This window comes from Coprococcus sp. AF16-22, from assembly GCF_003461545.1.
GTDB classification, from domain to species: Bacteria; Bacillota; Clostridia; order Lachnospirales; family Lachnospiraceae; genus Coprococcus; species Coprococcus aceti.
Map to the genome: position 1 here is coordinate 25,672 of NZ_QTXH01000012.1, position 25,586 is coordinate 51,257.

General features: G+C 45.6%; 6 protein-coding genes. 3 read left to right on the top strand and 3 right to left on the bottom strand.

The annotated features are described in order from the left end of the window. Positions 1 to 174: 174 nt before the first annotated feature. Entirely contained in the window at positions 175 to 19,032 is an 18,858-nt protein-coding gene (locus DWW60_RS11620) for a fibronectin type III domain-containing protein (RefSeq protein WP_117875428.1), read from the top strand. Positions 19,033 to 19,108: 76 nt separating this feature from the next. On the opposite strand, the gene DWW60_RS11625 is transcribed toward DWW60_RS11620, so the two are convergent. Beyond that, positions 19,109 to 19,822 carry a hypothetical protein gene (locus tag DWW60_RS11625; RefSeq protein ID WP_055273281.1) on the bottom strand — a complete coding sequence of 238 codons (714 nt, stop codon included), beginning with the start codon at positions 19,820 to 19,822 and terminating at the stop codon, positions 19,109 to 19,111. A gap of 262 nt (positions 19,823 to 20,084) precedes the next feature. Here DWW60_RS11625 and ftsH point away from each other — a divergent pair, with 262 nt between their 5' ends. Beyond that, positions 20,085 to 21,890: an ATP-dependent zinc metalloprotease FtsH gene (gene ftsH / locus DWW60_RS11630; protein ID WP_055273419.1), complete on the top strand. Its 1,806-nt coding sequence runs from the start codon at positions 20,085 to 20,087 to the stop codon at positions 21,888 to 21,890. Between the two features lie 85 nt (positions 21,891 to 21,975). Here the strand turns inward: ftsH and yfbR are convergent, their stop codons facing one another. Both yfbR and uvrC read right to left on the bottom strand, forming a co-directional pair. After that, complete coding sequence (gene yfbR / locus DWW60_RS11635; protein WP_055147010.1) at positions 21,976 to 22,578, bottom strand: 5'-deoxynucleotidase; 603 nt, start codon at positions 22,576 to 22,578, stop codon at positions 21,976 to 21,978. A 13-nt stretch (positions 22,579 to 22,591) separates the two neighbouring features. Next, positions 22,592 to 24,415 carry an excinuclease ABC subunit UvrC gene (gene uvrC, locus DWW60_RS11640; RefSeq protein ID WP_117875435.1) on the bottom strand — a complete coding sequence of 608 codons (1,824 nt, stop codon included), beginning with the start codon at positions 24,413 to 24,415 and terminating at the stop codon, positions 22,592 to 22,594. Positions 24,416 to 24,575: 160 nt separating this feature from the next. Here uvrC and DWW60_RS11645 point away from each other — a divergent pair, with 160 nt between their 5' ends. Further along, positions 24,576 to 25,580, top strand: coding sequence for a deoxyguanosinetriphosphate triphosphohydrolase (locus DWW60_RS11645; protein WP_022216126.1), 1,005 nt, complete (start codon positions 24,576 to 24,578; stop codon positions 25,578 to 25,580). The last annotated feature ends 6 nt before the right edge of the window (positions 25,581 to 25,586 follow it).

Genomic DNA, 25,586 nt, shown 5'->3' on the forward strand with positions numbered 1-25,586 from the left:
TTGCATATATATGTGCAAAAGTTCTTTTTTATGTTTAGAAAGTCAAGTGATTATTTCATAAAGCACATTGAATAACATATTGATTTTTGGTAAAATTGTATATAAATGGGGTTTCCAGACACTTATACTGGTTATTCCGCAAATGTACATATCAAGAAAGGCAGGGAGTAATTTATGAGAAGAAGTTATGGCAGACGAATGATCGCATTTCTCATGGCATTCATTATGGCATTGTCCGTATTGTTCCAGAGTGATATTGCGATCGGAGGGATTGCGCAGGTGCTGGCGGCACAGTCACAGAATGTGGCGACGGCCAGTGATGCGGAGAAGCAGAGTGATGTGGGGGATTCTGTTGCCACGCTGGCGGCGGATGATGCCATAGATCTGAATGCGGACGGATATTATTGTTATACAACGGTGACATCCGGTAAGACGTATTCGGGAAAACCATGGACGCTCACTTCGTCAGAGCTGGTGGTAAAGAAGATTGGAGATACGACCAACGACACGAAGCTGTCGTCAGATTATTATACTGTAGAATACAGTAACAATGTTAATGTTGGTACGGCAACAGTTACGGTCAGAGGTAATGCAGACATGAACTGCAGCGGTACTCTTACATGTACCTTTACTATAAAGGCAAAGAGTATAACTTCGACTGCACTTTTCTATATAGATGGAAAAGAGAAAGCGAACCAGCATAAAAATTGCAAAAATAAAATTTACACATATCAGGCTGGTGGTGTATGGCCGCAGATATATGTAAAGACAGCGAATACATCATCAGGATATTTCCTCACAGAAGGAACTGACTATGTTGTGGATTATTACAACAATGACGAGGAGTCAGAGGTAGTGGAGGATCCACTTGGGGATGGCCCCAGAATTGTAGTGTCCGCTGCAAAGAACAGCAATTATAAGATCGGTAGCGACGGAGAGTATTACATATACTACGGAATCAGCGCTGCAAACCTCAGTGATCAGGAGATATCACTGGAGGGTGATACATTTGTATATACAGGAAAACCTATAAAGCCGGCTGTTAAGATACTGGACAAGACCAACAACAAGTATCTGCACAGCATAGACGAGTGGGGTGCAAATGACTATGAGTACAAGGTTGAGTATACCAACAATACAGATGTTGGAACGGCGACTGTCACAATAACAGGAGCACCTACCAGATTCAAGGGAACTGTCACCAAGACTTTCCAGATCGTGGATCAGGGAACTGAGGTATACAGCATAGCAGACGCTGACGTTACGGTGGATGACGACCTTGTATATGACGGAACTGCCAAGACTCCAAGTCCGGTGGTTAAGTATAAGGGCACGACACTTGTCGAGGGCAAGGATTATAAGGTGTCATACTACACCAACAATACAAATGCATCCACATCCACATCTAAGCCATCACTGACTATATCAGGACTTGGTTCATATGTGGGTTCAAAGACGGTGAACTTCACCATCAAGCCTAGGAGCACGGAAAATCTCTCTGTAACATTTGATGATGCAGTGTTCAACACCGCAAACAACATAACGATACAGGTTTCTCCACAGAATATTTCTGTCAAGGATAGGGAACTTGGAACTACACTTAAGTTATCCAAGGATTTCTCATATGACTTCAGTGAGTATTGGAATGCCAAGGATTACAATGTAGGAACACATAAGTTTAATATAGTAGGTATTGGAAATTACACTGGAACTGTTCCATGTGAGTTCCAGATTGTTGCAGCGGATATATCCAAAGCTGTAATAACTGCCGATGACGCCGAGTACACAGGTTCTGAGGTGACCACAACCCTGTCAAAGGTCACATTCAGCAATACGGATCTTGTGGAGGGCGTTGACTACGAGATATCAGGTTATGAGAACAATGTGGAGATCGGAAATTCAGCCAGAGTCATGATCAAGGGTCTCGGCAATTTCCAGGGAACATGTGTAGGTACATTTGCGATAAAGACATCTAAGATCAGCATGAATGATGTGGAATTTTCCACGATATCATCGATGACATATACCGGAGCACAGTTGAAGCCGGATGTGACATTGACATACGACGGCAAGACACTTGTGGAGGGAACCGATTACTCTGTTGCTTACGGCGAGAATATCGTGCCGGGAACCAACAATGGTAAGGTTACATTTACAGGTATGGGAGACTATGCGGGTACTGTGTACAAATCATTTAACATACTTGCAAAGTCATTCTCAGATGCCGATGTAAAGCTGACTGTGAATAAGTCCAGTTATGAATATACCGGAGAGAACATAAAGCCGGATATAACAATTACATACAACGGAATGACATTGGTTGAGGGAGTTAACTACACCTTCCCGTTCAGCTACAAGGAGACCGGAACATGGACAGTCATTGCCATGTCAGCATCGGTATATTATTCCGGTTCAAAGTCATTCCAGATCACTATAGTTGCTCCGTCAGGTGATATGGGCAAACTCACATATGAGGATATACCTGACCAGTATTATAACGGCGGCGAGGTGAAGCCGGAGCTTACCATTAAGAATGGCAGTTATGTTCTGAAGGAGGGAACAGACTTCACAGTCACCGACAGAAAGAACAATGACAAGGTAGGAACTTCTACTATTACTATAGAAGGAATGGGCTCATACAGCGGAACTAAGGTTCTTGAGTTCAACATTTTACCTAAGCCTCTTGAGGACTGCGATGTCAAAGATATATCCGACAGCCAGTACACAGGAGAGGCATTAGAGCCGGCAGTCACCATCAAGAATGGCAGTGTTGAGCTGGAGCAGGATGTAGACTATACGGTAGAGTACAGCAATAACACGGATGTGACAGATGAGGCCAAGGTCGTAATAAAGGCTGCAAATGATAATTATACAGGCGAGATCGTCAAGTATTTCAAGATAACACCTGTTTCAATAATTTCATCTTCAAGCGGAATGGGAATAACCCAGGCCGACCAGTCACAGATGTACACAGGTATGGCCATCGAACCGGTGATAAATGTAACCAGATACGTTAATGGTGAAATTATCAAGCTGGAGAGAGACAAGGACTATACTGTTGAGTATGTGAATAATATAGAGGTAACAGGTTCAGGAGAGAAGGCTTCGATCACTGTAACCGGTATAGGAAATTACACAGGACAGAAGGTTATACGTTTCGAGATAGAGAAGAGAGCTGTGTATAACTGTCAGATGGATGCTATAGCGGATCAGTTGTGGACAGGCTCAGCTATAACACCTGAGATCAATATATACAACGGTGAGATCAAGCTTGTTGAGAATGAGGATTACACAGTAGAGTATGCAGACAACACGGATGCCGGAAAAGCGTCAGTGACCATAACAGGCTGTGGTGATCATTACACAGGTCAGATCATCAAATACTTCAATATTACTAAGGAATTTATAGACATAAGCACAAGTGACAAGATCACTTTGACGGGACTTGAGGATCAGTCATACAACTTTGGCATGGCGGTCAGACCAAGCTTTACTCTGAGCTATGACGGCGAGGAGATGACAGCCGGATCAAACGGTGATTATACATATACCTTCAAGGACAACTATGAGGTCGGTACCGCAACACTTGTCATAACAGGTGTGGGCAAGTACAAGGGAACAAAGGAATACACGTTCAAGATTGCCAAGTATGACATATCAGGTGATACACTGATCATATCAGGCGACACATTTGAATATAGCGGTACTGCTATCAAGCCATCACTTGTGGCTGTGAAGGTTGGAACCGTCAACAGAATAACATCATTTGATGATTTCAATGTCACATACGGTGAGAATACAAATGTTGGAAATGGAAGTGTGACCATCACTCCAAAGGCGGACAGCAGCTATACAGGAGAGCTCACACAGAAATTTGTAATATACAAGAAGAGTATTACAGGTGCAACAGTTTCAGCTTCAAGTGTGACATACACAGGTAAGGCACAGACTCCTGCGGTGACAGTTACATGCAAGGACGGAATGGCAGTGCCTTCAGGAAGTTATAGCGTTGAGTATGCCAACAATATCAATGTTGGTACAGCTAAGATCACGGTAACAGCTCTGGAGGATGGCAATTTCGATGGAACCGCTACAGGAAGCTTCGAGATAAAGGCTATAGATATTGCCGGAGCCGATGTGGCTGATATAGCTGACCAGACATACACAGGCTCAGCGATAACACCGGATATAACAGTCAGCTACGATGGCACCGAGCTTGTTGAGGGTGAGGACTATGTTGTATCTTCATATGATAATAATGAGAATGTCAGCACGGCTTCAGCTAAGGCGTCGATAACCATAACTGGTAAGGGCGTATACAGCGGAACAAAGAAGATTGAGTTCAATATTGTTTCTGCATCAGTCAGCAAGGCAGTTGTAACAGGCGTTGAGGACAGTGTGGTATACACTGGCGCAGATATAACATTTGCAGGACTGGCAGTTACAGTGTCGGGCAGAAAGCTCACTGCTGCTGACTACACAGTGAAATATACAAATAACAGAAATGCTTCCACAACTGACAGCAAGGCAGAGATACTTATCACAGGTAAGGGCAATTACACCGGTGAGAAGATAGTTCAGTTCGTGATCGAGCAGAAGGATATAGCAGATTGCACAGTTCAGCCGATCAGCGCACAGATCTATACAGGAAAGGCTGTTGAGCCTGAAGTGACTGTCGCTGACGGTGCAAACACTCTTGTAAAGGGAACGGATTATACCGTTGCATACAGCAACAATATCAATGTCACAACAACCGAGTCAAAGGCTGTTGCTGATATAAGTGGAACAGGCAACTATAAGGGATCTGTGAAGGCAACATTTGATATTGCCAAGAAGATCGTCAAGATAACAGATGCGGATGTTGCTGATATAGCAGATCAAACATACCACATGGGAGATAAGATAGAGCCGGCTGCAACAGTCACAGTGGATGGCGTGAAGCTTGACGCTGACTGCTATACGGTAACTTATACAAACAATGTGAATGTCGGAACTGCGACAATGACAGTTACAGGTATCGCCGTACAGGGATATTCAGGAACTGTCGAGAAGACATTCAAGATACTTCCATTGTCTATTGCAAAGGCAGTGGCATCTAAGACTTATTCAGCGGTGTACACACCGGCTGGAACGACATTTACAGTGGAGAGCTTTGACATCACAGTTGATGGCAAGAAGTACACTGTGACGGACATGTCAGATTTCACTGTAACACAGAAGAACCTGATAAATGTTGGAACAGGAACAATAACAGTTACTGCAAAGGCTGACTGTAACTTTACAGGAAGCTTTGATATCGCAGCGACAATAACTGCAGCGAAGATAGAGGAGAGCTGGGCAAGCCTTGAGCAGACAGAGTTCAGCTATACCGGATCTGAGATAACTCCTGAGCCGGTTGTCAGAAGTGGAAATGTCATTCTCAAGAAGGATGTCGACTATACACTCAGCTACGACAGCAATGTGGAGTGTTCCGATAAGGCAAGCGTGATGGTGACAGGTACAGGTAACTATACAGGAGAGGTAAAGCTTCTCTTTACTATCGGTGCGAAGTCGCTCACGGGAGCAAAGGTAAGTGCTCAGGCACAGAGCTATACAGGTAAGCCGCTCACCACGAAGATCACAGTCGTACTTGGAGACGAGACACTTGTGGAGGGCCAGGATTATACAGTAGAGTATGTAGAAGGCGAAGTTACAAATGCAGGAACCGGTAAATTCAAGATCAAAGGCAAGGGCAACTATACCGGAGAGCTTGACGGCACATTTGTCATAAACGCGAGAAGTATAAATGCTGAGGGCATTACGGTTGCAGGTGTGGCAGATAAGACATACACCGGATCTGAGATAACACAGGATATAACAGTTAAGGATGGAGATGCGGTTCTCACAGAGGGAACAGATTACACTGTCGACTATGAGAATAATGTCAATGCATCGACCACAGATTCAAAGGCTGCAGTTACAGTCAGAGGTAAGGGTAACTATGACAGCAGTACAACAAGACGTGTAGAATTTACAATTGGACAGAAGGATATAACAGATGCAGAGATAGACGGCGTGGATAGTTCAGTCGTATACACAGGAAAGGCTATTACATTTGATCAGGCTGTGCTCACTGTGGACGGTGTTAAGCTTGTAAATGGTGTGGACTACGAGACTGAATATGTCAACAATCTGAATGTATCTACTGCCAGCAGCAAGGCGAATATCATCTTCAGTGGAAAGGGTAATTATACAGGAAAAGCAAGCTGGACATTCACTATCACAGCAAAGAGCATAGAGGATTGTACAGTCAGCGATATTCCGGGACAGACCCACACAGGAAAGGCACTTACACCTGACATAACAGTCAAGGATGGCAGCAGAACTCTTGTGAAGGGCACGGATTATGATGTCGTATACAGCGACAATATTGAGGTGTCAACAGCAGACAAGCCGGCAAAGGCGGTTGTCAAAGGAAAGGGCAACTACACCGGATCTGTACAGAAGACATTTATGATAGCAGAGAGAGTTATAGATATAACACCTGCGGTCATCTCGATAACAGACAAGGGACCATTTGTATATAACTATGGCAAGCAGATTACACCGGCTATATCAGTTACACTGGATGGAGAGGTGCTTCCAGAGGATGCGTATACAGTAAGCTATCAGAGCAATGTGAATGCCGGAAAGGCATACATAATCGTGACAGGAGCCGGAGAGTATCATGGAGTCGTAGAGACATCATTTACTATCGAACAGCTCGATGTGACAGGAGGAGTCCTTGAGCTTGAGAAGGATGCTTACGGATATACCGGAAGCGAGATCAAGCCTGTAGTGACAGGAATCACTCTGGCTGGCGGCAGCATAGAGCCTGGCACAGATTTTGACGTGACATACAGCAACAATATAAATGTAGGCAGTGGAGAGATAGCTCTCACAGCCAGAAGCAGTTCAAACTATAAGGGAACAGTTACAGGCAAATTTGCGATCACTGCGGCAGACATCACAGATGCCCAGCTCACGGTTGCCGATCAGACATACACAGGTGCTGCACTCAAGCCGGCAGTGACAGTATATCTGGGACAGACAAAGCTTATAGAGGGAACAGATTACACAGTGGGATATGCTGACAATACCGATGCCGGAACAGCAACGGTTACTGTGAAGGGTATGGGCAACTATGCCGGAACAGTTAAGACGACCTTCAAGATCGCAGCAAGATCCATAAGTGCAGCAAAGATAACTGTTGCAGATCAGGTGTATACTGGAGCTCCGCTTACACCGGAGATAACAGTTACATTAGGTGGAAAGCAGATCGCAGACACCGAGTATGATGTTGACTACAGTGGAAATACCGATAAGGGTACAGCCACAGTGACGATAACAGGTAAACACAATTACACAGGAACAGCATCAGAGACATTCACTATATCCGCAATGGATATAAGCAAGTGCGTGGTCTCACCTATAGCGTCTGTTGTATACGATGGAACAGCCCACAGTCCAAAGGTTACAGTCAAGAACGGAGAGATAGTTCTGACAGAGGGCAGTGATTATGACGTCACATACAGCGACAATGTAAGTGTTACAACAGACTCAAGAAAGGCAAAGGCAACTATCACAGGCCGTGGAAATTACACAGGTCAGTGTGTGGCTGAGTTTGAGATAACAAAGGCAGACTTTGCAGATGCAGTCATAACAGGAATACCTGAGAGTGTAGAGTATACCGGTGAGAGCATAGTCCTCACAGGATATGAGCTCACACGTGGAGATACAAAGCTTGTAGAGAATCAGGACTATGTAGTTGAGTACACTGATAATCAGGAGATCGGAACAGCGACTATCAGATTCATCGGAGCAGGCAATTACAGCGGTGAGAAGACTGCAGCCTTCAAGATAACAAAGGCAGATATAGCAAATTGCGACATCAGCCCGATCCAGGGACAGACATGGACAGGTAAGGCCATAGAGCCGGCGCTCACCATAAAGAATGGCAGCGTTACTCTGAAGGCCGGAACAGATTATGAAGTTACATACAGCAACAATATAGACGAGACGGATGAGGCGAAGGCAGAGATCACCGGTATTGGCAACTATACGGGAACTGCAGTTATCTACTTCTCGATAACAAGAAGCGTTGTGGATATAAGCGGTGCTACAGTGTCGGCTATACCGGCGCAGACATATGCTTTTGGCAAGGCTGTAACTCCTTCAGTCACTGTTATGTATAACGGAATTACACTGAAAGAGAATACAGATTACACCTTAACATATGAGAACAATATAAATGCTGGAACAGCATATGTGATCATAACCGGAACAAAGTATTACTCCAAGACAAAGAGAGTAAGCTTCGCCATCAACCCTGCGGACATATCAGCAGGCCGTGTGGTTATAGATCAGGAAAGCTTTGTGTACACAGGAAAGAGCCAGAAGCCTGAGGTTACAGGCATAGAGTTTGGAGATGTGATGATAACTGATATGGACAGCTTTGACATAAGCTTTGGCAGCAATGTCAATGTAGGAACAGCGTCCATCAGCGTATCAGCAAAGAGCAACACCAACTACAAGGGCAGCGTGACAGGTGAGTTTGCCATAACAGAGGCAGATCTGTCAGGCGCAGCAGTTGAGGTAGACGATGCGGTATATCAGGGAACACCTCTTACCCCGGCTGTCAGGGTAACACTTGGTACAGTGGTTCTGACAGAGGGCAGGGATTACACTCTGAGCTACAGCAGTAACACAAACGTAGGCAAGGGTACTGTAAAGATTACAGGAAGTGGCAATTATAAGGGCACCGTCAGTGCAGAGTTTGCTATAACAGAGAGAACGATCACTGATGCCGATGTGGAAGTCGCAGATCAGATCTACACAGGTAAGGAGCTCACTCCTGATGTGGAAGTAACACTTGGAGACAAGCTTCTGACAAATGGTGTGGATTACACAGTTACCTATGAGAAGAATGTCAATGTCGGCACGGCAAACGTTATAGTAAAGGGAACCGGCAATTATAAAGACACTATCACAAAGACCTTTAGAATAGCTGCAGCAGACATTTCAAGTGCAGTTGCGTATAAGATCAGTGATCAGACATATACCGGAAGTCCTATCACCCCGGCAGTGACAGTAAGCATGGCTGATGGAACAACACTGAAAGCCGGTGTTGACTATGAGGCTGAATACACAGGAAACACAGATGTTACGACAAAGGATGCACCTGCACAGGTGGTTATCACAGGAAAGGGCAACTATGTAGGAACCCTCAGAACAACATTTGCGATAGTACCTAAGTCACTTACAGGAGTCGTCATTAGCGGATACAGTGAGTCTGTGGCTTACACAGGTGCTGATGTGACATTTGCAGATATTATAGTTGCCGATGGAAGCGAGATCCTCACAGAGGGAATTGATTATAGGATCACATACACAGGCAACAAGGCAGTCACAACAGAGGATGGTACATACTTTACAGTAACAGGTACAGGCAATTACACCGGAAGCAAGGATGTACACTTTGTGATTACGGCAAAGGATCTCAGGGAATGTGATGTCGAGGAGATTGAAAGCCAGGTATACACAGGAAAGGCCATAGAGCCGGAAGTAACGATAAGAAATGGTAATGTTCTTCTTGTGAGCGACGTTGACTATGATGTCACATATGAGTCGAATATAAATGAGACTACAGAGACAACAAAGGCTAAGGCTATAATCACAGGAAAGGGCAACTACACAGGAAAGGTAACGAAGGAATTCGTTATAGGAAGAGTATTTACAGATATATCAAAGGCTGAGATAGAGGCTATTCCGGATCAGACATATACATTCGGACAGGCCATAACCCCTGAAGTCAAGGTAAGCTTTGGAGGAAAGGCACTCACACTTAACACCGACTATACAGTGACTTATACCGATAATATTGATGCGGGAACTGCAACTGTAAAGATCATAGGTACAGGTGATTACAACAAGTCAGTTACAAAGACATTTGTCATAAAGCCGGCAGATATATCAAAGGCGTCAGTAGTTCTCAGGGGAACATCATTCACCTACACAGGTGAGGCGATTACACCTGCAGTGACAAGACTTGGCGTTCCTAATGGTGGTGTGACTGAGAGTATCACAGATCTCTCTTCATTCGCTGTGGAATACAGTGACAATACAGATGCCGGAACGGCAAAGGTTACTGTAAGTGCAGGAAAGGATACGAACTACACCGGAACTGCATCAACTACATTTACTATCACAAGAAAGAGCATAAGCGGTGCGGTCGTGAGCGTGGCAGATGCTGAGTACACCGGATCAGAGGTTATACCGGATGTAAAGGTAACTCTGGGAGATAAGGTGCTGACAGCCGGCGTGGATTACACGGTATCGGCTGAAAACAATGTAGAGGCAGGAGAGGACGCTCTGTTAAAGATCACCGGATGCGGTAATTATGAGGGCGTACTGAGCCAGACATTTGAGATCAGTGCAAAGAGCATAGACGGCGGAAAGTGCAGCATACCGGCTCAGGTATATATAGGATCTGCGCTGACACCTGATGTAGTTCTTGAGGTTGGAGGCAAGACTCTGACCAAGGGTGAGGACTACACAGTTACATACGCAGACAACATAGATGTCACAACGGCTGAGAAGAAGGCATCAGCGATCATCAAGGCCATGGGCAACTACACAGGAAAGCTCACAGTTTACTTTGACATCACGGCAAAGACTCTTACAGCAGCCGATGTTGACAGCATTGATGCTCAGGAATACACCGGCGAGGCGATAGAGCCAGTGGTGGTCGTAAGAAACGGAGACACAGTTCTTGTTGCGGGAAGAGATTACGATGTAACATACAGCAACAATACAGACAAGACTACAGAGGCGAGAGCAGTAGTCAAAGGTAAGGGTAACTATCAGGGAACCGTTACAAAGCTGTTTGAGATATGCGGAGCAAGCATAGCACCGGCGGTTGTGACAGGAATACCTGAGAGCGCAGAATATACAGGTGACAGCATAACCTTTAAGGACATAACAGTTGTGATGAATGGAAAGACACTTGTATATGGAACAGATTACACAGTAAGTTATGAGAACAATGTCAATGCAACCACTGAGGACAGCATGGCATACGTTATCATAAAGGGTAACGACAACTACGGTGGACAGATAAGAACAGCCTTCAGCATAACCCCAAGAAGTCTTGAGAAGTGCAAGGTCGATGCCATCGGAGGACAGACATATACAGGCAGGGAGATCACCCCTGAGGTTACAGTAAGAGATGGATCAAAGGTACTCGAAAATGGAAGAGACTACACGGTATCTTACAGTGATAATATCGAGGTGGGCAAGAATGCCAAGGCAGTTATAGAAGGTAAGGGCAACTACACCGGACAGCTTACAGCAGAGTTCACCATCGCAAAGGAAGTGCTCGACATTTCAAATGCGGTGATAAGTGATATCGCAGATCAGTATTACAACTTCGGTGAGGAGCTCACACCTGCACTCAGTGTAAATCTTGGAGGAAGAAAGCTTACAGAGAATGTTGATTACAGCGTAACCTACACTGATAACATTGAGGCCGGTACGGCTACAGCTACAGTGAAGGGAATCGACCAGAATAAGGGCGAGGTAAGTAAGACATTCAAGATCCTTCCTATAGATATAACAACTGCAGAGATCGCACTTGTGAAGGATTCATATGGTTTCACAGGAGATGCGGTAACAGCAGATGTAGAATCGATAACAGTCACAAGAAATGGAGTTAAGAAGGTACTCACAGATCTCGCAGGATTTGAGATCACATGTACAGACAATGTAAATGTCGGTACGGCTACAGTTAAGATCGCCGCAGGCGAAGGCCAGAGCTATACAGGAAGCACAAGCACATCCTTCAGGATCGTTGCAGCTTCAATAGAGCAGGCAGAGGTCAGCGTTGACAGTGCAGTATATATGGGAAGCGCGATCACTCCTGTATGCAGAGTAGTTCTTGGAGGAAAGACTCTTGCAGAGGGCGTTGACTACAAGGTAACAGTTTCAGGCAATGTGAATGTTACTGACAATGCACTGGTTACTATAGAGGGAACCGGAAATTACACCGGAAAGCTCTCACAGAAGTTCAGCATAACTCCTAAGAGGATATCACAGGCTGAGGTAAAGGCCGATGATGCTGAATACACAGGAAGCGCAGTTACGACAACAGTCAGTGTAGTCCTTGATGGAAAGACTCTTGTTCAGGAAACTGACTATAAGCTCAGCTACAGCGACAATGTGAATGTCACATCTGACACAGCAAAGGCTGTTGTGACAGTGACAGGAACAGGCAACTACACAGGAACAGTCCAAGGAGAGTTCTCTATAACTCCTATGGATATATCAAAGCTTGACATACCGGAGATACCAGATCAGACATACGGCGGTCAGGCAGTAAAACCTGAACTGAGAATTGTAAATGGCAACAATGTTCTCTCAGAGGGCACTGATTACACAGTGGCATACGAGAACAACGATTCGGTTACAGACAAGGCCAGCGCTATTATCTCAGGTAGAGGAAGCTACAAGGGATCAGTGACCAGAACATTTGCTATAAAGGCATACAGCATAGACAATGCAGAGATAAGTGGAATCCAGGATGCGGTAGTATTTACAGGAGATGCCATTGAATTTGCAGATATAGCAGTTGTAGTAAACGGCAGGACACTTGTGAACGGTACGGACTACACAGTAAGCTACGAGAACAACCTGAACGTTACAGATGAGAAGAATCCTGCATATGTGATCATAAAGGGCACAGGAAACTACGGCGGACAGGTTAGAACAGCATTTGCCATAACAGCTAAGAATATCGGCAGATGCAGCATTGATCCGATTGGCGGACAGATATACACAGGTAAGGCGGTTGAGCCTGAGATCACAGTCAGAGATGGCGCAAGGATACTGGAGACCGGAAAGGATTATGACATTACTTACAGCAACAACACAGATGTGACAGACAGTGCTGAGGTCACCATAACAGGTAAGGGCAACTACAGAGGCAGCAACAGTGCGGTATTCACCATCACACAGGAGGTTGTGGATATATCAAAGGCTGTAATGAGCAAGGTCGATGACCAGTATTACAACTTTGGAAATGCCATAAGACCAGAGGTTACACTTACATATGGCGGCAAGACATTGACACAGGATGTGGACTACGAGCTTGTATACATCGACAATATCAATGAAGGTACGGCGACGATACAGGCAAATGGTATCAACAAGAACACAGGCTCGGTGAGCACAACATTTGCCATAAAGCCAGTAGATATAACAACTGCTGAGGTTGTACTTGAGAATGACTCATTTGAGTACACGGGATCAGAGATCAGACCTGCAGTTAAGATGATAACAGTAAGCAGGGATGGCAAGGCGACGGCAGTGACATCTATGACAGCATTTGATGTGACATACACGGACAATACAAATGTCGGAACTGCTGGTGCGGTTATAAAGGCAGCACAGGGAAGCGGATTTACAGGATCTGTGACAAAGAAGTTTGAGATCACAGAGGTGGATATCGCACAGGCTGTAGTTGATGTGGAAGACCATGTGTACACAGGAAGTGCAGTAAAGCCTGCATATACAGTGACACTTGATGGCAAGAAACTCACTGCGGGAACAGATTTCAATGTGGTGTTCAGCAACAATGTAAATGTTGGAACAGCAGCCATCCTCACAGTGACCGGTACAGGAAACTACAAGGGAACAGTTGTCGCATACTTTGCGATAACTGCAAAGGATCTGAGCAAGGCAGATGTGAATGTCCAGTCATCAGTTTACACTGGAAAGCCACTTACACCGGCTGTGACAGTAACTCTCGATGATGAGATATTAAATGCAGACATTGATTATGTTGTTTCTTACAGCAACAATGTGAACGCTACGACAGCAAAGTCAAAGGCGACTGTGACCGTCAAGGGAACAGGAAACTATAAGGGCACTGTGACTGCTACATTCGACATTGAGCCAAAGGCGATCAATGAGGCGAAGATCAATGATATACTGGATCAGATGTACAGCGGCAGTGAGATCAGACCGGATGCAAAGGTGACACTCGATGGAGTACAGCTTGTTGCAGGAACGGACTACACTGTGACATATGAGAACAACATAGAGGTTTCAGATTCAGCCAAGCTTATCGTAACCGGTAAGGGCAATTACAAGGGAACTGTAGAGAAGAACTTCAGTATAAAGAGTCTCACTCTTGAGGACGCAGAGGTATCAGGTATACCAGCCGGCACAGAATACACAGGAAAGGCCATAACATTTGGCGAGATCGTTGTGACACTGGTCGGAAAGAAACTGTCCGAGGATGAGGATTACACAGTAGAGTATAAGAACAATGTAAACGTGACAGACAGTGCGGAGGTTGTGATAACAGGTATCGGCAATTACAGCGGAGAGCTGAGCAGAACATTCAAGATCACAGCTAAGGACATAAGCAAGTGTAGAGTCGATGCGATTGGCGGACAGGTACACACAGGAAAGGCTGTAACACCTGAGGTCACAGTGAGAGACGGAACACAGGTTCTCGTGTCTGGAACAGATTACAAGACAGAGTACAGCAACAACATAAATGAGACAACGGCCAGCTCGAAGGCTGAGATCAAGATCACAGGATCTGGTAACTACACAGGAAGCATAACAGTGAACTTCACGATATCTAAGAATCTTGTGGATATATCCAAGGCTGTGATAAGCAAGATCAGTGATCAGCTTTACAACTTCGGCCAGCCGCTCACACCGGATGTGACAGTTACATTTGGTGGAAAGACACTTGTATACGGCGAGGATTACGCACTCGTATATGTGGACAACATCGATGAGGGTGTGGCAACCGTAACAGTTAGAGGTATCAATTCAAATACCGGATCTTTATCGGCTAAGTTTAACATCAATCCGGTCGATATAAGTGATGGACAGATAGCTCTTGATGCATCCGAGTATATGTATACAGGAACAGCAGTAAAACCGGTGATCAATTCATTTACAGTGAAGAGAGCTGGAAAGACAGTGACAGTTACTGATTTTGACAACCTTGAGATCAGCTACTCGTCAAATACAAATGTTGGAACAGGTAAGGTTACTATAAAGGCACTTGAGGGTGAAGGCTTCACAGGAAGTGTCAGCAAGACATTTGCAATAGTAGGTGCTTCAGTCGACAATGCTTCAGTAAAGGTTGGAAACGGAGTTTATACGGGTGAAGCTGTAACTCCGGATCACACAGTTACACTCGGAGGCAGGACACTTGTTGAGGGACGCGACTACAGAGCAGACTACAGCAACAATGTGAACGTGACAGACAGTGCAGTGCTCACCATCACAGGTATGGGTAACTACAGTGGAAGCACCACAGCAAGATTTAAGATAAGTGCCAGAAATCTTGCAGATGCAGACATTACGGTGGCATCGGCAAGATACACAGGAGATCCACTTACACCTGCAGTTACAGTTTCACTTGGCGGAACAGCTCTTGTGGAGGACAGAGACTTTACAGTTTCATACAGTGACAATGTGAATGTCACAACAGACACAGATAAGGCAGGCGTTACCATCACAGGTATAGGCAACTACACTGGAACGGCGGTTGAGAAATTCGATATCGCAGCTAGAGACATATCTCTTGCAGAGATAAAGGACATCGACAGACAGAATTATACCGGTAATGCGGTTACACCAAAGCTCACGGTTGTTGACGGACAGAGAGAGCTTGTGGCAGGCAGGGATTACACCGTAAGCTACAAGAACAATGTCGAGGTGACAACGGCAGCAGTTGCGGTGATAACAGGAAAGGGCAATTATTCAGGAACTGCCAGCAAGCTGTTTGCTATTGGCGGTGCAGATATTGCAGATGCAGATATAACAGGTATAAAAGACAGCGTAACCTACACAGGAAAGGCAATAACATTTGCCGGACTTAAGGTAACATACGGCGACGATGTACTTGTGGCAGGAAGAGACTACACTGTATCATACAGTGGAAATAAGAACGTGACGGACAAGGCAAGTGTTACCATCACAGGTATTGGCAACTACACAGGAAGTGTTAACAGATACTTTGCTATAACAAGAAGAAATCTTGCAGACTGTCATGTGAGCGAGATCGAGGGTCAGATTTACACAGGCAAGAAGATAGAGCCGGAGCTCACAATTACATATGGAGATCTGGTGCTTGTAGAGGGTGTTGACTACGAGATCGAGTACAGCAATAATATTGAGCCTACAGCAGGCGGACAGTCGGCAAAGGCAACAGTAACAGGTAAGAGAAGCTACACAGGAACTGTGGAGAGAGAATTTACCATTACAAAGGATCCTGTAAATATAAGCGGAGCCAAGATCAGTGCAATACCTGATCAGGAGTTTGCAAAGAAGAATATCACACCTGCGGTAAATGTTACATACGGTGGCAAGACGCTTGTACAGGGAACTGATTACAAGGTTTCATACATCAATAACTATAATGTTGGAACTGCCACAGTGACGATCACAGGATATGGAGACTACGTAAGTTCTAAGACGGCAACTTTCGAGATCGTCAAGAGAGACGTAACAGGTTATGTAGCAGAGCTTTCAAAGAGCAGCATGACATACACCGGAAAGGCACTCACTCCATCAGTTACAGCTATTAACAGCAGTGACGGAGCATTTGTGCTTGACGATGAAGATATCGCGGGCTTCATAGTGAGATATGCTTCAAATGTAAACGTTGGAACAGCAACGGTTACAGCTACAGCAGGAAGCCGGTCTAATTACACAGGAAGTGTGACAGCAACATTTGCCATAACAGCGGCATCAATCGATAATGCAGTAGTTGTGGCAGAGGATACGGAATACACAGGAAAGCCGGTAACTCCAGCCGTTACAGTGACAGTCAACGGTGTTGTGTTATCAGCAGCGGATTACACAGTGGCTTACAGTAACAACACTGAGGTCGGAACCGCAGAGGTAAGCATAACAGGAAAGGGCAACTACACCGGAGAGACAACAGGTACATTTGAGATAACAGCAAGAAGTATCAAGAACTGTACAGTTGAGTGCAGCACATCGATCGAGTACACAGGAAACCAGCTCATACCTGTTGTAAAGGTAAAGAATGGTGATGTGGAGCTGACAGAGGGAGTTGACTACATACTCAGCTTCGATATGAACACAGATGTGACAGGACGCGCAAAGGTGGTTGTGACCGGTAAGGGCAACTACAAGGATTCAGTGACAAGATACTTTGCAATTACAAAGAAGAGTATCGCTGGAGCTGAGATCAAGGGTATTACAGGAAAGGTATTCACAGGTAATGCAATAACACAGGATATTGAAGTTGAACTGGATGGACAGAAGCTCAGCCAGGGAACGGACTATACTGTGAAGTACGAGAACAATGTTCATGTAGGAACAGCAGTCATAACAATAACAGGTGCAGGCAACTACACAGATTCTGTAAAGAAGAGCTTTGTGATAAGCAAGGCAGATATAAGCAACACGGCTGTTATAAACGGAATTGAGTCCGAGGTTATATACAAGGGCACAGCATTTAAGTTTGATAATGTCACGATAACATGGGGAACAAATGTGCTGAAGGAAGGCAGAGATTACACGATCACATACCAGAACAACAGCGGAATCACCATGACGAGAACAAGTAAGGCTTCAGTCACTGTGAAGTTCATGGGCGACTACAAGGGAAGCGTTACAAAGCAGTTCAGGATCAAGGCATTTGACATATCAAAGGCAACCGTATCAGCGATAGCAGACAAGACCTACACAGGATCAGCGATCAAGCCGGTGGTTACAGTTAAGATCGGCAGAACAGTGATAAATCCAAAGGAGTACACGGTTGAGTACAGCAACAACGTGAAGCCGGGTGTTGCAAGTGTTACGATCACAGGACTTAACAACTTCTACGGAACAAAGAAGGTTACATTCAACATCCTTCCTGCAAAGGTGAAGAACCTTGCGGCAAGCGGTGAGACAACAACATCACTGAAGCTATCATGGAGCAGCAGTGCATATGCCCAGGGATATGAGGTGTACAGATATGATACAGGTAAGAAGACATATGTGAAGGTTGCAACAGTGACGGGCACAAGCAGCAATATCACAGGTCTGGCCGCGGGAACTGATTACAAGTTAGCGGTATCAGCATATGTGAAGTCGTCAGGCAAGACACTGTATAGCGAGAAGACAGTCATAAATGCAGCAACAAAGCCAGCTAAGGTTTCAAGTATTTCATTCAGCAGCAGGGCAGAGAAGTCGATAGCGCTCAAGTGGAATACAGTTAAGGGAGCTACAGGCTACAAGGTATACAGACTTGTATCAAAGGACAATTACAAATATCTTGGTTCGACATCAAAGACAGCTTATAATGTAAACGGTCTGACTGGAAGTACAGCTTACACATTCAAGGTAGTTGCATACAAGAAGGTCGGCAGCAAGGAGCTCGTTGGTGAGGATGCTACGGCAAGGATCATGACAACGCCATCGGCAGTCAAGAATCTTAAGATCAGTGCCAGAAGCAATGCATCGATAACGATGAAATGGAGCAAGGTAAACAACGCTGATGGATACATAGTTTACAGATACCGCGGCAACAGAGCAGTCAAGATCAAGACCATCACAAGCAAGTCAAAGGTCGTATTTGTAAGCTCAAAGCTCAGTGCCGGAACAACGTATAAGTACAGAGTTGTGGCATACAAGAAGGATGGAAAGGCAATCGTAGAGAATGCCGGAACATATGTATCAGGATTTACACTTCCTGCAACACCTGTTGTATCAGCGAAGGCCGGAGTCAAGCAGGCGAAAATTGCATGGAAGAGAGCCAAGGGAGCAACAGGTTACATCGTATACATGTCAACATCAAAGCGTGGCACGTATAAGGCTGTTGCAACTATAAGAAAGGCAGGAACTACTTCATACACCAAGAAAGGCCTGAAGAAAGGCAAGACATATTACTTCAAGGTGCGTGCATTTAACAAGTCAGGTAAGACAACATATAAGAGTTCATACTCAACAGTAAAGAAGATCGTTGTCAAATAGTGACTGACAGTTAGATAAGGGAAAGCCGGAAATAAAACTATAAAAAGCATCCAACCTGGTGAGCCTGGAAACAGGCTTATCTGGTGGATGCTTTTTTGTTATCTATGAGGCGGAGGAATCTGTCCGCCTGAGAGATGATAAAGTCCTTAAGTGCTTTATATGGAAATACATTCGTTGTATTATTGCCTACATCGGTGTCTATGGAGGTGAATGAGTCGAGATCATTCTGCAGTCTGCTCTGTGAGAAACATAGACATTTTTTTATGGTCATATCAGGTGATGAAACCTTCGGTATGATTGGTGAGAAATCCCTGATAAACAATGGATTTGTCACATTGTAATCACCGTAGAAAAACTGTTCTGAGAAGAAATCCCGGAATGGGATGCACCTTCCCTCCGGCTGCATGCTGAGCTCGTGCATTCGGACATGGTCTATGTCGCGTGTCACACAGGTGGGAGTGTTATCGCCTGCCTCAAACTGAAAATATTGCGGCCAGAATTCCTCCACATAGGCGGCGTCCATCATGAGATGGGCAAGTATGCCAAGGTCGGCAGGTGTCATAGCTTCCACTGGATATTCTGACAATATGTGATCGATGTCCGGATATTTTGTTATGAGATCGTTCTGCCATTCCGGCCTGAAATGTGTCAGGGCTTTGTCCATAACCGCATCTGGAAGAACGCAGCCCAGCAGGAAATCATTCAGCAGCTCCGGCTGGGATTCCTTTGAAATATGAAGTTTGTCTGCGATGTATCTGCCCTCGCACAGGTGTATTATGTATCCCGGCATTGCAGCCCTCCCATATAGAATATATTTGTCAATTTGTAAAAAAGTGTACCCCCGGAGCCCCCGGAATGTCAATAAAGACAATTTCATACAAACAGTTTACTTGACTTATAATTTGTTAGGCGGTAAAGTCATAGATGGATAAATGGGATATCCATATCAGAGTAAAAGGAGAAACGTGTTGAATAACGATTACAACAAAGAACAAAACGACAAGAATGACGACAACAAGAATAATGGCAACAAAGGCAAAAACAGGAATGTCATGGTTCTGCTTGTCATCTCGGTGATATTGACACTGCTGTGCTGGAGAGCATACGACAAGATCACAAATGGAACGAAAAAAGAGATCCCGTACAGCGGATTTGTGGAGATGCTGGATTCGGGAGAGGTGGACAATGCGGAGATATATGCCAAAAAGATCAAATTTACCTCAAAGGAGTCTGACGGCACTCTGGATAAGAACACCTATGTGACAGTGAGGATAAGCGACGATAAGCTGGCAGACAGACTTAAGACAGCCCATGAGAAGTATGCCACAACATACAAGGGCAAAGACGAGAGCGGTTCAGCCATGGTCGGAACGATACTCTCATATGTGGTCATGATAGCTGCATTCTATCTGTTCCTCTCGTTAGTGACAAGGCGGAGCGGAATGATGGGCTTTGGCAAATCAAACGCCAAGGTATATATGGAGAAGAAGACCGGAGTCACATTTGCAGATGTTGCAGGAGAGGATGAGGCAAAGGAATCCCTGACTGAGATGGTCGACTTCCTTCACAACCCTAAGAAGTATATGGCTATAGGTGCAAAGCTTCCAAAGGGAGCACTGCTGGTCGGCCCTCCGGGAACCGGAAAGACACTTCTGGCAAAGGCTGTTGCCGGAGAGGCAAACGTGCCATTTTTCTCCATGTCGGGATCAAGCTTCGTGGAGATGTACGTGGGAGTCGGAGCATCGAGAGTCAGAGACCTGTTCAAACAGGCATCTGAGATGGCTCCTTGTATAATATTCATAGACGAGATAGATGCCATAGGCCAGAGCAGAGACAGCGTGAGGGGCGGTGATTCGGAGAGAGAACAGACACTGAACCAGCTTCTTGCCGAGATGGATGGATTTGACACATCCAAGGGAATAGTGATACTGGCTGCGACCAACAGGCCGGAGACACTTGACAAGGCACTCCTGAGACCGGGAAGATTTGACAGAAGAGTAATAGTTGAGAAGCCGGATCTTCAGGGTAGAATAGACACGCTGAAGGTACACTCCAGAAATGTCAAGATGGATGAGACTGTGGATCTCCGTGAGCTTGCGCTTGCCACAGCAGGTGCGGTTGGAGCAGATCTCGCCAATATAATAAACGAGGCGGCGCTCACTGCGGTCAGATCCGGAAGGAGCATGGTTTCACAGGCTGATCTGATTGGTGCGGTGGAGCTTGTATTTGCAGGAAAAGAGAAGAAGGGCAAGCTGCTAGGCGACCAGGAGAAGAAGGTCGTTGCATATCATGAAGTTGGACATGCTCTTCTGGTTGCTCTCCAGAAGCACACTGAGCCTGTTCAGAGAATTACAATAGTTCCTAGAACGATGGGTTCTCTGGGATATGTATGGCAGGTGCCTGAGGAAGAGAAGTATATGGAGACCAAGGCTGAGCTTGAGGCGAACATTGTGACGACCCTCGGCGGAAGAGCTGCAGAGGAATTGAAATTCGAGTCAGTGACCACCGGCGCGGCAAATGATATAGAGCAGGCGACCAAGACAGTGAGAGCGATGATAACCATGTATGGAATGTCAGACAAGTTCGGACTCATGCAGCTTGAGACTGTTCAGGGAAAATATCTCGACAGAAATGCAGTGCTCCAGTGTTCAGACAAGACTGCTGCAAAGGTCGATGAGGAGATTAGGAATCAGCTCAAGAAGGCATATGATGAGGCCAAGAAGCTTCTCTCAGAGCACATGAATGCGTTGGATGCCATCGCACAGTATCTGATAGAGAAGGAGTCGATAACAGGCCAGGAGTTCATGGAGATATTCAACAGAGTTGAAAATGCTGAACAAAATGTTGAACAGGAATAAAATTAAAACAATAATAAGATCAAAAAAAGAGAAGCCGGGGCTGGCAAAAAGCTCCGGCTTCTCTTTTTTCTATATCTGCTTTAGATTATATCTGCTGAAGATCGTCCAGGGTCTTGCCGTATGCCGGTAAAAACTCGCACACGAAGTCGTTTACCTCAGGATAAGTCTCAGCCATCTGTGACACGGAATTCATGATCGTACCCATGGCACTGGAGAACTCGGTATTTCCCGATCCTGTCTCCTCCATGCATTTGATCAGGGCGGACAGCTTGTCAGCCGCCTTGACGAGCTTCCAGAGATATACATCGTTCTCGTCGTCGGCATCCTTAAAAAATATCGGTTCATAGGCTGGTCTGAGATCGCCCGGCAGCTTGTCAAGAAGTGTGTGGCATGCGATATCTTCCACATCCTTGAAGGCTGTCTTGATATCATCGTTGTAGTATTTCACCGGGGTCGGCATGTCACCGGTGATGATCTCCGATGCATCGTGATAGAGACCTATGAGTGCAGCTCTCTCGGCGTTCAGAGTCTTGCCGTAGCGTACATTGCCGATGGTTGCCAGTGCGTGGGCTATCATGCTCACCTCCAGGCAGTGCTCACACAGATTCTCCTCGCGGTTGTTCCTCATGAGTGCCCATCTGTCAATATATTTCATTCGTGATATAAGTGCAAAAAAGTTGTATTCCATCATAAAATCCTCGTTACTTCTGTTTATCGTTGTGGAAAAAGTTGTATACCGCAGTGGCTGCAGTCTTGTTCATTCCATGCGGGATCTCGAGATCAGCAATGCTGGCGGCACGGATCTTGTCTATGTCCTTGAAGTATGCCAGAAGAGCCTTTCTCCTTGCCGGACCGATGCCCTCAATATCGTCCAGAACTGAGTGGATCTGGGATTTGCTTCTGAGACTTCTGTGGTACTCGATTGCAAATCTGTGGGCCTCATCCTGAAGTCGTGTTATCATGTTGAAGGCCTGTGTATTTGCGGGGAAATCAATCTCCTTGTTGTTGTAATAGAGTCCTCTGGTTCTGTGGTGGTCATCCTTTACCATTCCGCATACTGGGATGTTGAGACCAAGCTCGTCAAGAACCTCCAGAGCTATGTTGACCTGACCCCGGCCGCCATCCATCATGAGTACATCAGGGTAGATATTAAACCGCTCGTCTGTGAACCTTCTTGTGAGTACCTCCCTCATGCTTGCGTAGTCATCCGGCCCGTCTATGGTCCTGAGCTTGAACTTTCTGTAGTCATTCTTCTTGGCGCGTCCGTTTTCAAATACCACCATGGATGCCACGGAGTGATAGCCGCTTATATGCGATATATCAAATGCTTCAAGGCGTCTTGCGGATGAAACTCCGATAAGCTGTGCCAGCTCATTTGCCGCACCCTCAGTGCGCTCCTTTTCACGCTTGAGCTTGTCGGCATCCTGGTTCATGACCAGAAAAGCATTGTCCTTTGCCAGCTTGAGAAGCTTCTGCTTGTCTCCCTTCTGGGGAACAATGATGTGTACCTGACTTCCCCGGCGGGCGCTCAGATATTCCTCGATGACCTTGTAGTCCTCGATCTGCTGCTCGATAATGATCTCCTTTGGCAGATATGGAGTGGAAGCGTAGTATTGCTTGAGAAAAGACTCCATGATCGTGCTGTAAGCCTCAGCATTTACGCCGCTCATGTGGTAGTGTTCCCTGCCGATCATCTTGCCGGATCTTATGAAGAATATGGATATGACACACTCATTTCCAAGATCGGTGGCCATGGCGATCACATCCCTGTCGTCTGCGCTTGTGTCACCGACTCTCTGGGTGGACTCAATGTGATGGATGCTCTTTATCAGATCCCTGATCTCGGCGGCCTGTTCAAATTCCATATCCTCGGCCAGCTCCTTCATCTGCTTTTCGAGATCCCTGATCACATGACCGTGGTTGCCGTTCAGAAAGCTTATGGCATCCTGGACATTTTTGTTGTAATCCTCCTTGGAGATATATCCCTGACAGGGCGCCATGCACTGCTTTATCTGGTGATACAGGCAGGGCCTTTCAAGGCCCATATCCCTTGGCAGAACCTTGTTGCAGCTCCTGATGTGATACAGCTTTTTCAGCAGCTCTATGATATCCTTCACCGCTTTGGAATTGGTGTATGGGCCGAAATATTTGGAGTGATCCCGTTTCATCTGATGGCTGTACAGTATGCGCGGGTAATCCTCCTCCACAGTAATGCGGATATAGGGATAACCCTTGTCATCCGTGAGCATGGTGTTGTAATGCGGTCTGTGCTCCTTTATAAGGTTGCACTCTAGAACGAGAGCCTCGATCTCTGAACCGCAGACAATATATTCAAACCATGCAATATGGGATACCATCTTCTGAATCTTCGGGGATTTCTTGTAGCCGGTCTGGAAATACTGATGTACTCTGTTGTACAGATCTATGGCTTTTCCTACATATATAATATGATCCCCCGAATCGTGCATGAGATATACTCCTGGGACATGGGGGAGCTTCTTAAGTTCTTCTTCAAAATCAAACATGTCATTCACCTCAAAAATCTTATATAAGTATATCACTATACTTACTATCATGTCATTCTTTCATCAGAAAATTTGAAAAATAAAAAAGGATTTTGAGAAAAAACGGAGAATAATAAAAATGTGTGGTAAGAAATATTGATCATGTGATAGGAGAGATTCTATGACGATACGGGAACAGCAGGAAAAAAGGGAGCACGAAGTGCTCAGCAGATATGCGGCGTTCAGTGATCAGTCCACAGGACGTGACAGACCGGAGGAGCAGTGCGACCTCAGAACGGTCTACCAGAGAGACAGGGACAGGATACTCCACTGCAAGGCGTTCAGGAGACTTAAGCATAAGACTCAGGTATTTCTGTCGCCGGGTGATGATCACTACAGGACCAGACTGACCCATACTCTGGAGGTGTCGCAGATAGCAAGGACGATAGCCAGATCACTCAGGCTTAACGAGGATCTGACGGAGGCGATAGCGCTGGGACATGACCTGGGACATACGCCATTTGGACATGTCGGTGAGCGGACACTTGCGGCCTGCGCGGGCAATAATTTCAGCCACAATGTTCAGAGCGTAAGGGTTGTGGAACGTCTTGAGAACCGTGGTGAGGGACTTAATCTCACCTGGGAGGTCCGGGACGGAATGCTAAACCATAAGACATCATGCACTCCGCATACGCTGGAGGGACAGTGTGTGAGACTGGCGGACAAGATAGCGTACGTCAATCATGATATAGATGATGCGATAAGGGGTAACATATTGAAGGAGGAGGATCTTCCGACCAATATCACCGACATTCTCGGGAAGAATACCCGCACCAGACTGAACTGTCTCATACATGATGTGATAAATACGAGTCAGGACAAGGATTATGTCGGTATGTCGGCGGAGATCGGGGATGCTCTGGGGAAGCTGAGAACATACATGTTCAGATATCTCTACACTAACCCGATAGCCAAGAGCGAGGAGCTCAAGGCCGACAAGATGCTGAGGATATTGTATGAATACTTCATTGAGGACGCCAGCAGGCTGACAAATGAATGTGTTGAGATGATATATATGGGAGAGGATCCCAAGACAGTCGTGTGCGACTACATAGCTGGTATGACAGACAATTATGCGATAGAGACATTTAAGAGTATATATATACCGAAGTCCTGGAAGGTCTGAGCATAC

What these genes read in the sequence shown, in the direction of transcription:
- DWW60_RS11620 (WP_117875428.1), top strand. Translation starts at nt 175, where the DNA reads ATGAGAAGAAGTTATGGCAGACGAATGATCGCATTTCTCATGGCATTC.
- DWW60_RS11625 (WP_055273281.1), bottom strand. Translation starts at nt 19,822, where the DNA reads ATGCCGGGATACATAATACACCTGTGCGAGGGCAGATACATCGCAGAC.
- ftsH (WP_055273419.1), top strand. Translation starts at nt 20,085, where the DNA reads ATGGTTCTGCTTGTCATCTCGGTGATATTGACACTGCTGTGCTGGAGA.
- yfbR (WP_055147010.1), bottom strand. Translation starts at nt 22,578, where the DNA reads ATGGAATACAACTTTTTTGCACTTATATCACGAATGAAATATATTGAC.
- uvrC (WP_117875435.1), bottom strand. Translation starts at nt 24,415, where the DNA reads ATGTTTGATTTTGAAGAAGAACTTAAGAAGCTCCCCCATGTCCCAGGA.
- DWW60_RS11645 (WP_022216126.1), top strand. Translation starts at nt 24,576, where the DNA reads ATGACGATACGGGAACAGCAGGAAAAAAGGGAGCACGAAGTGCTCAGC.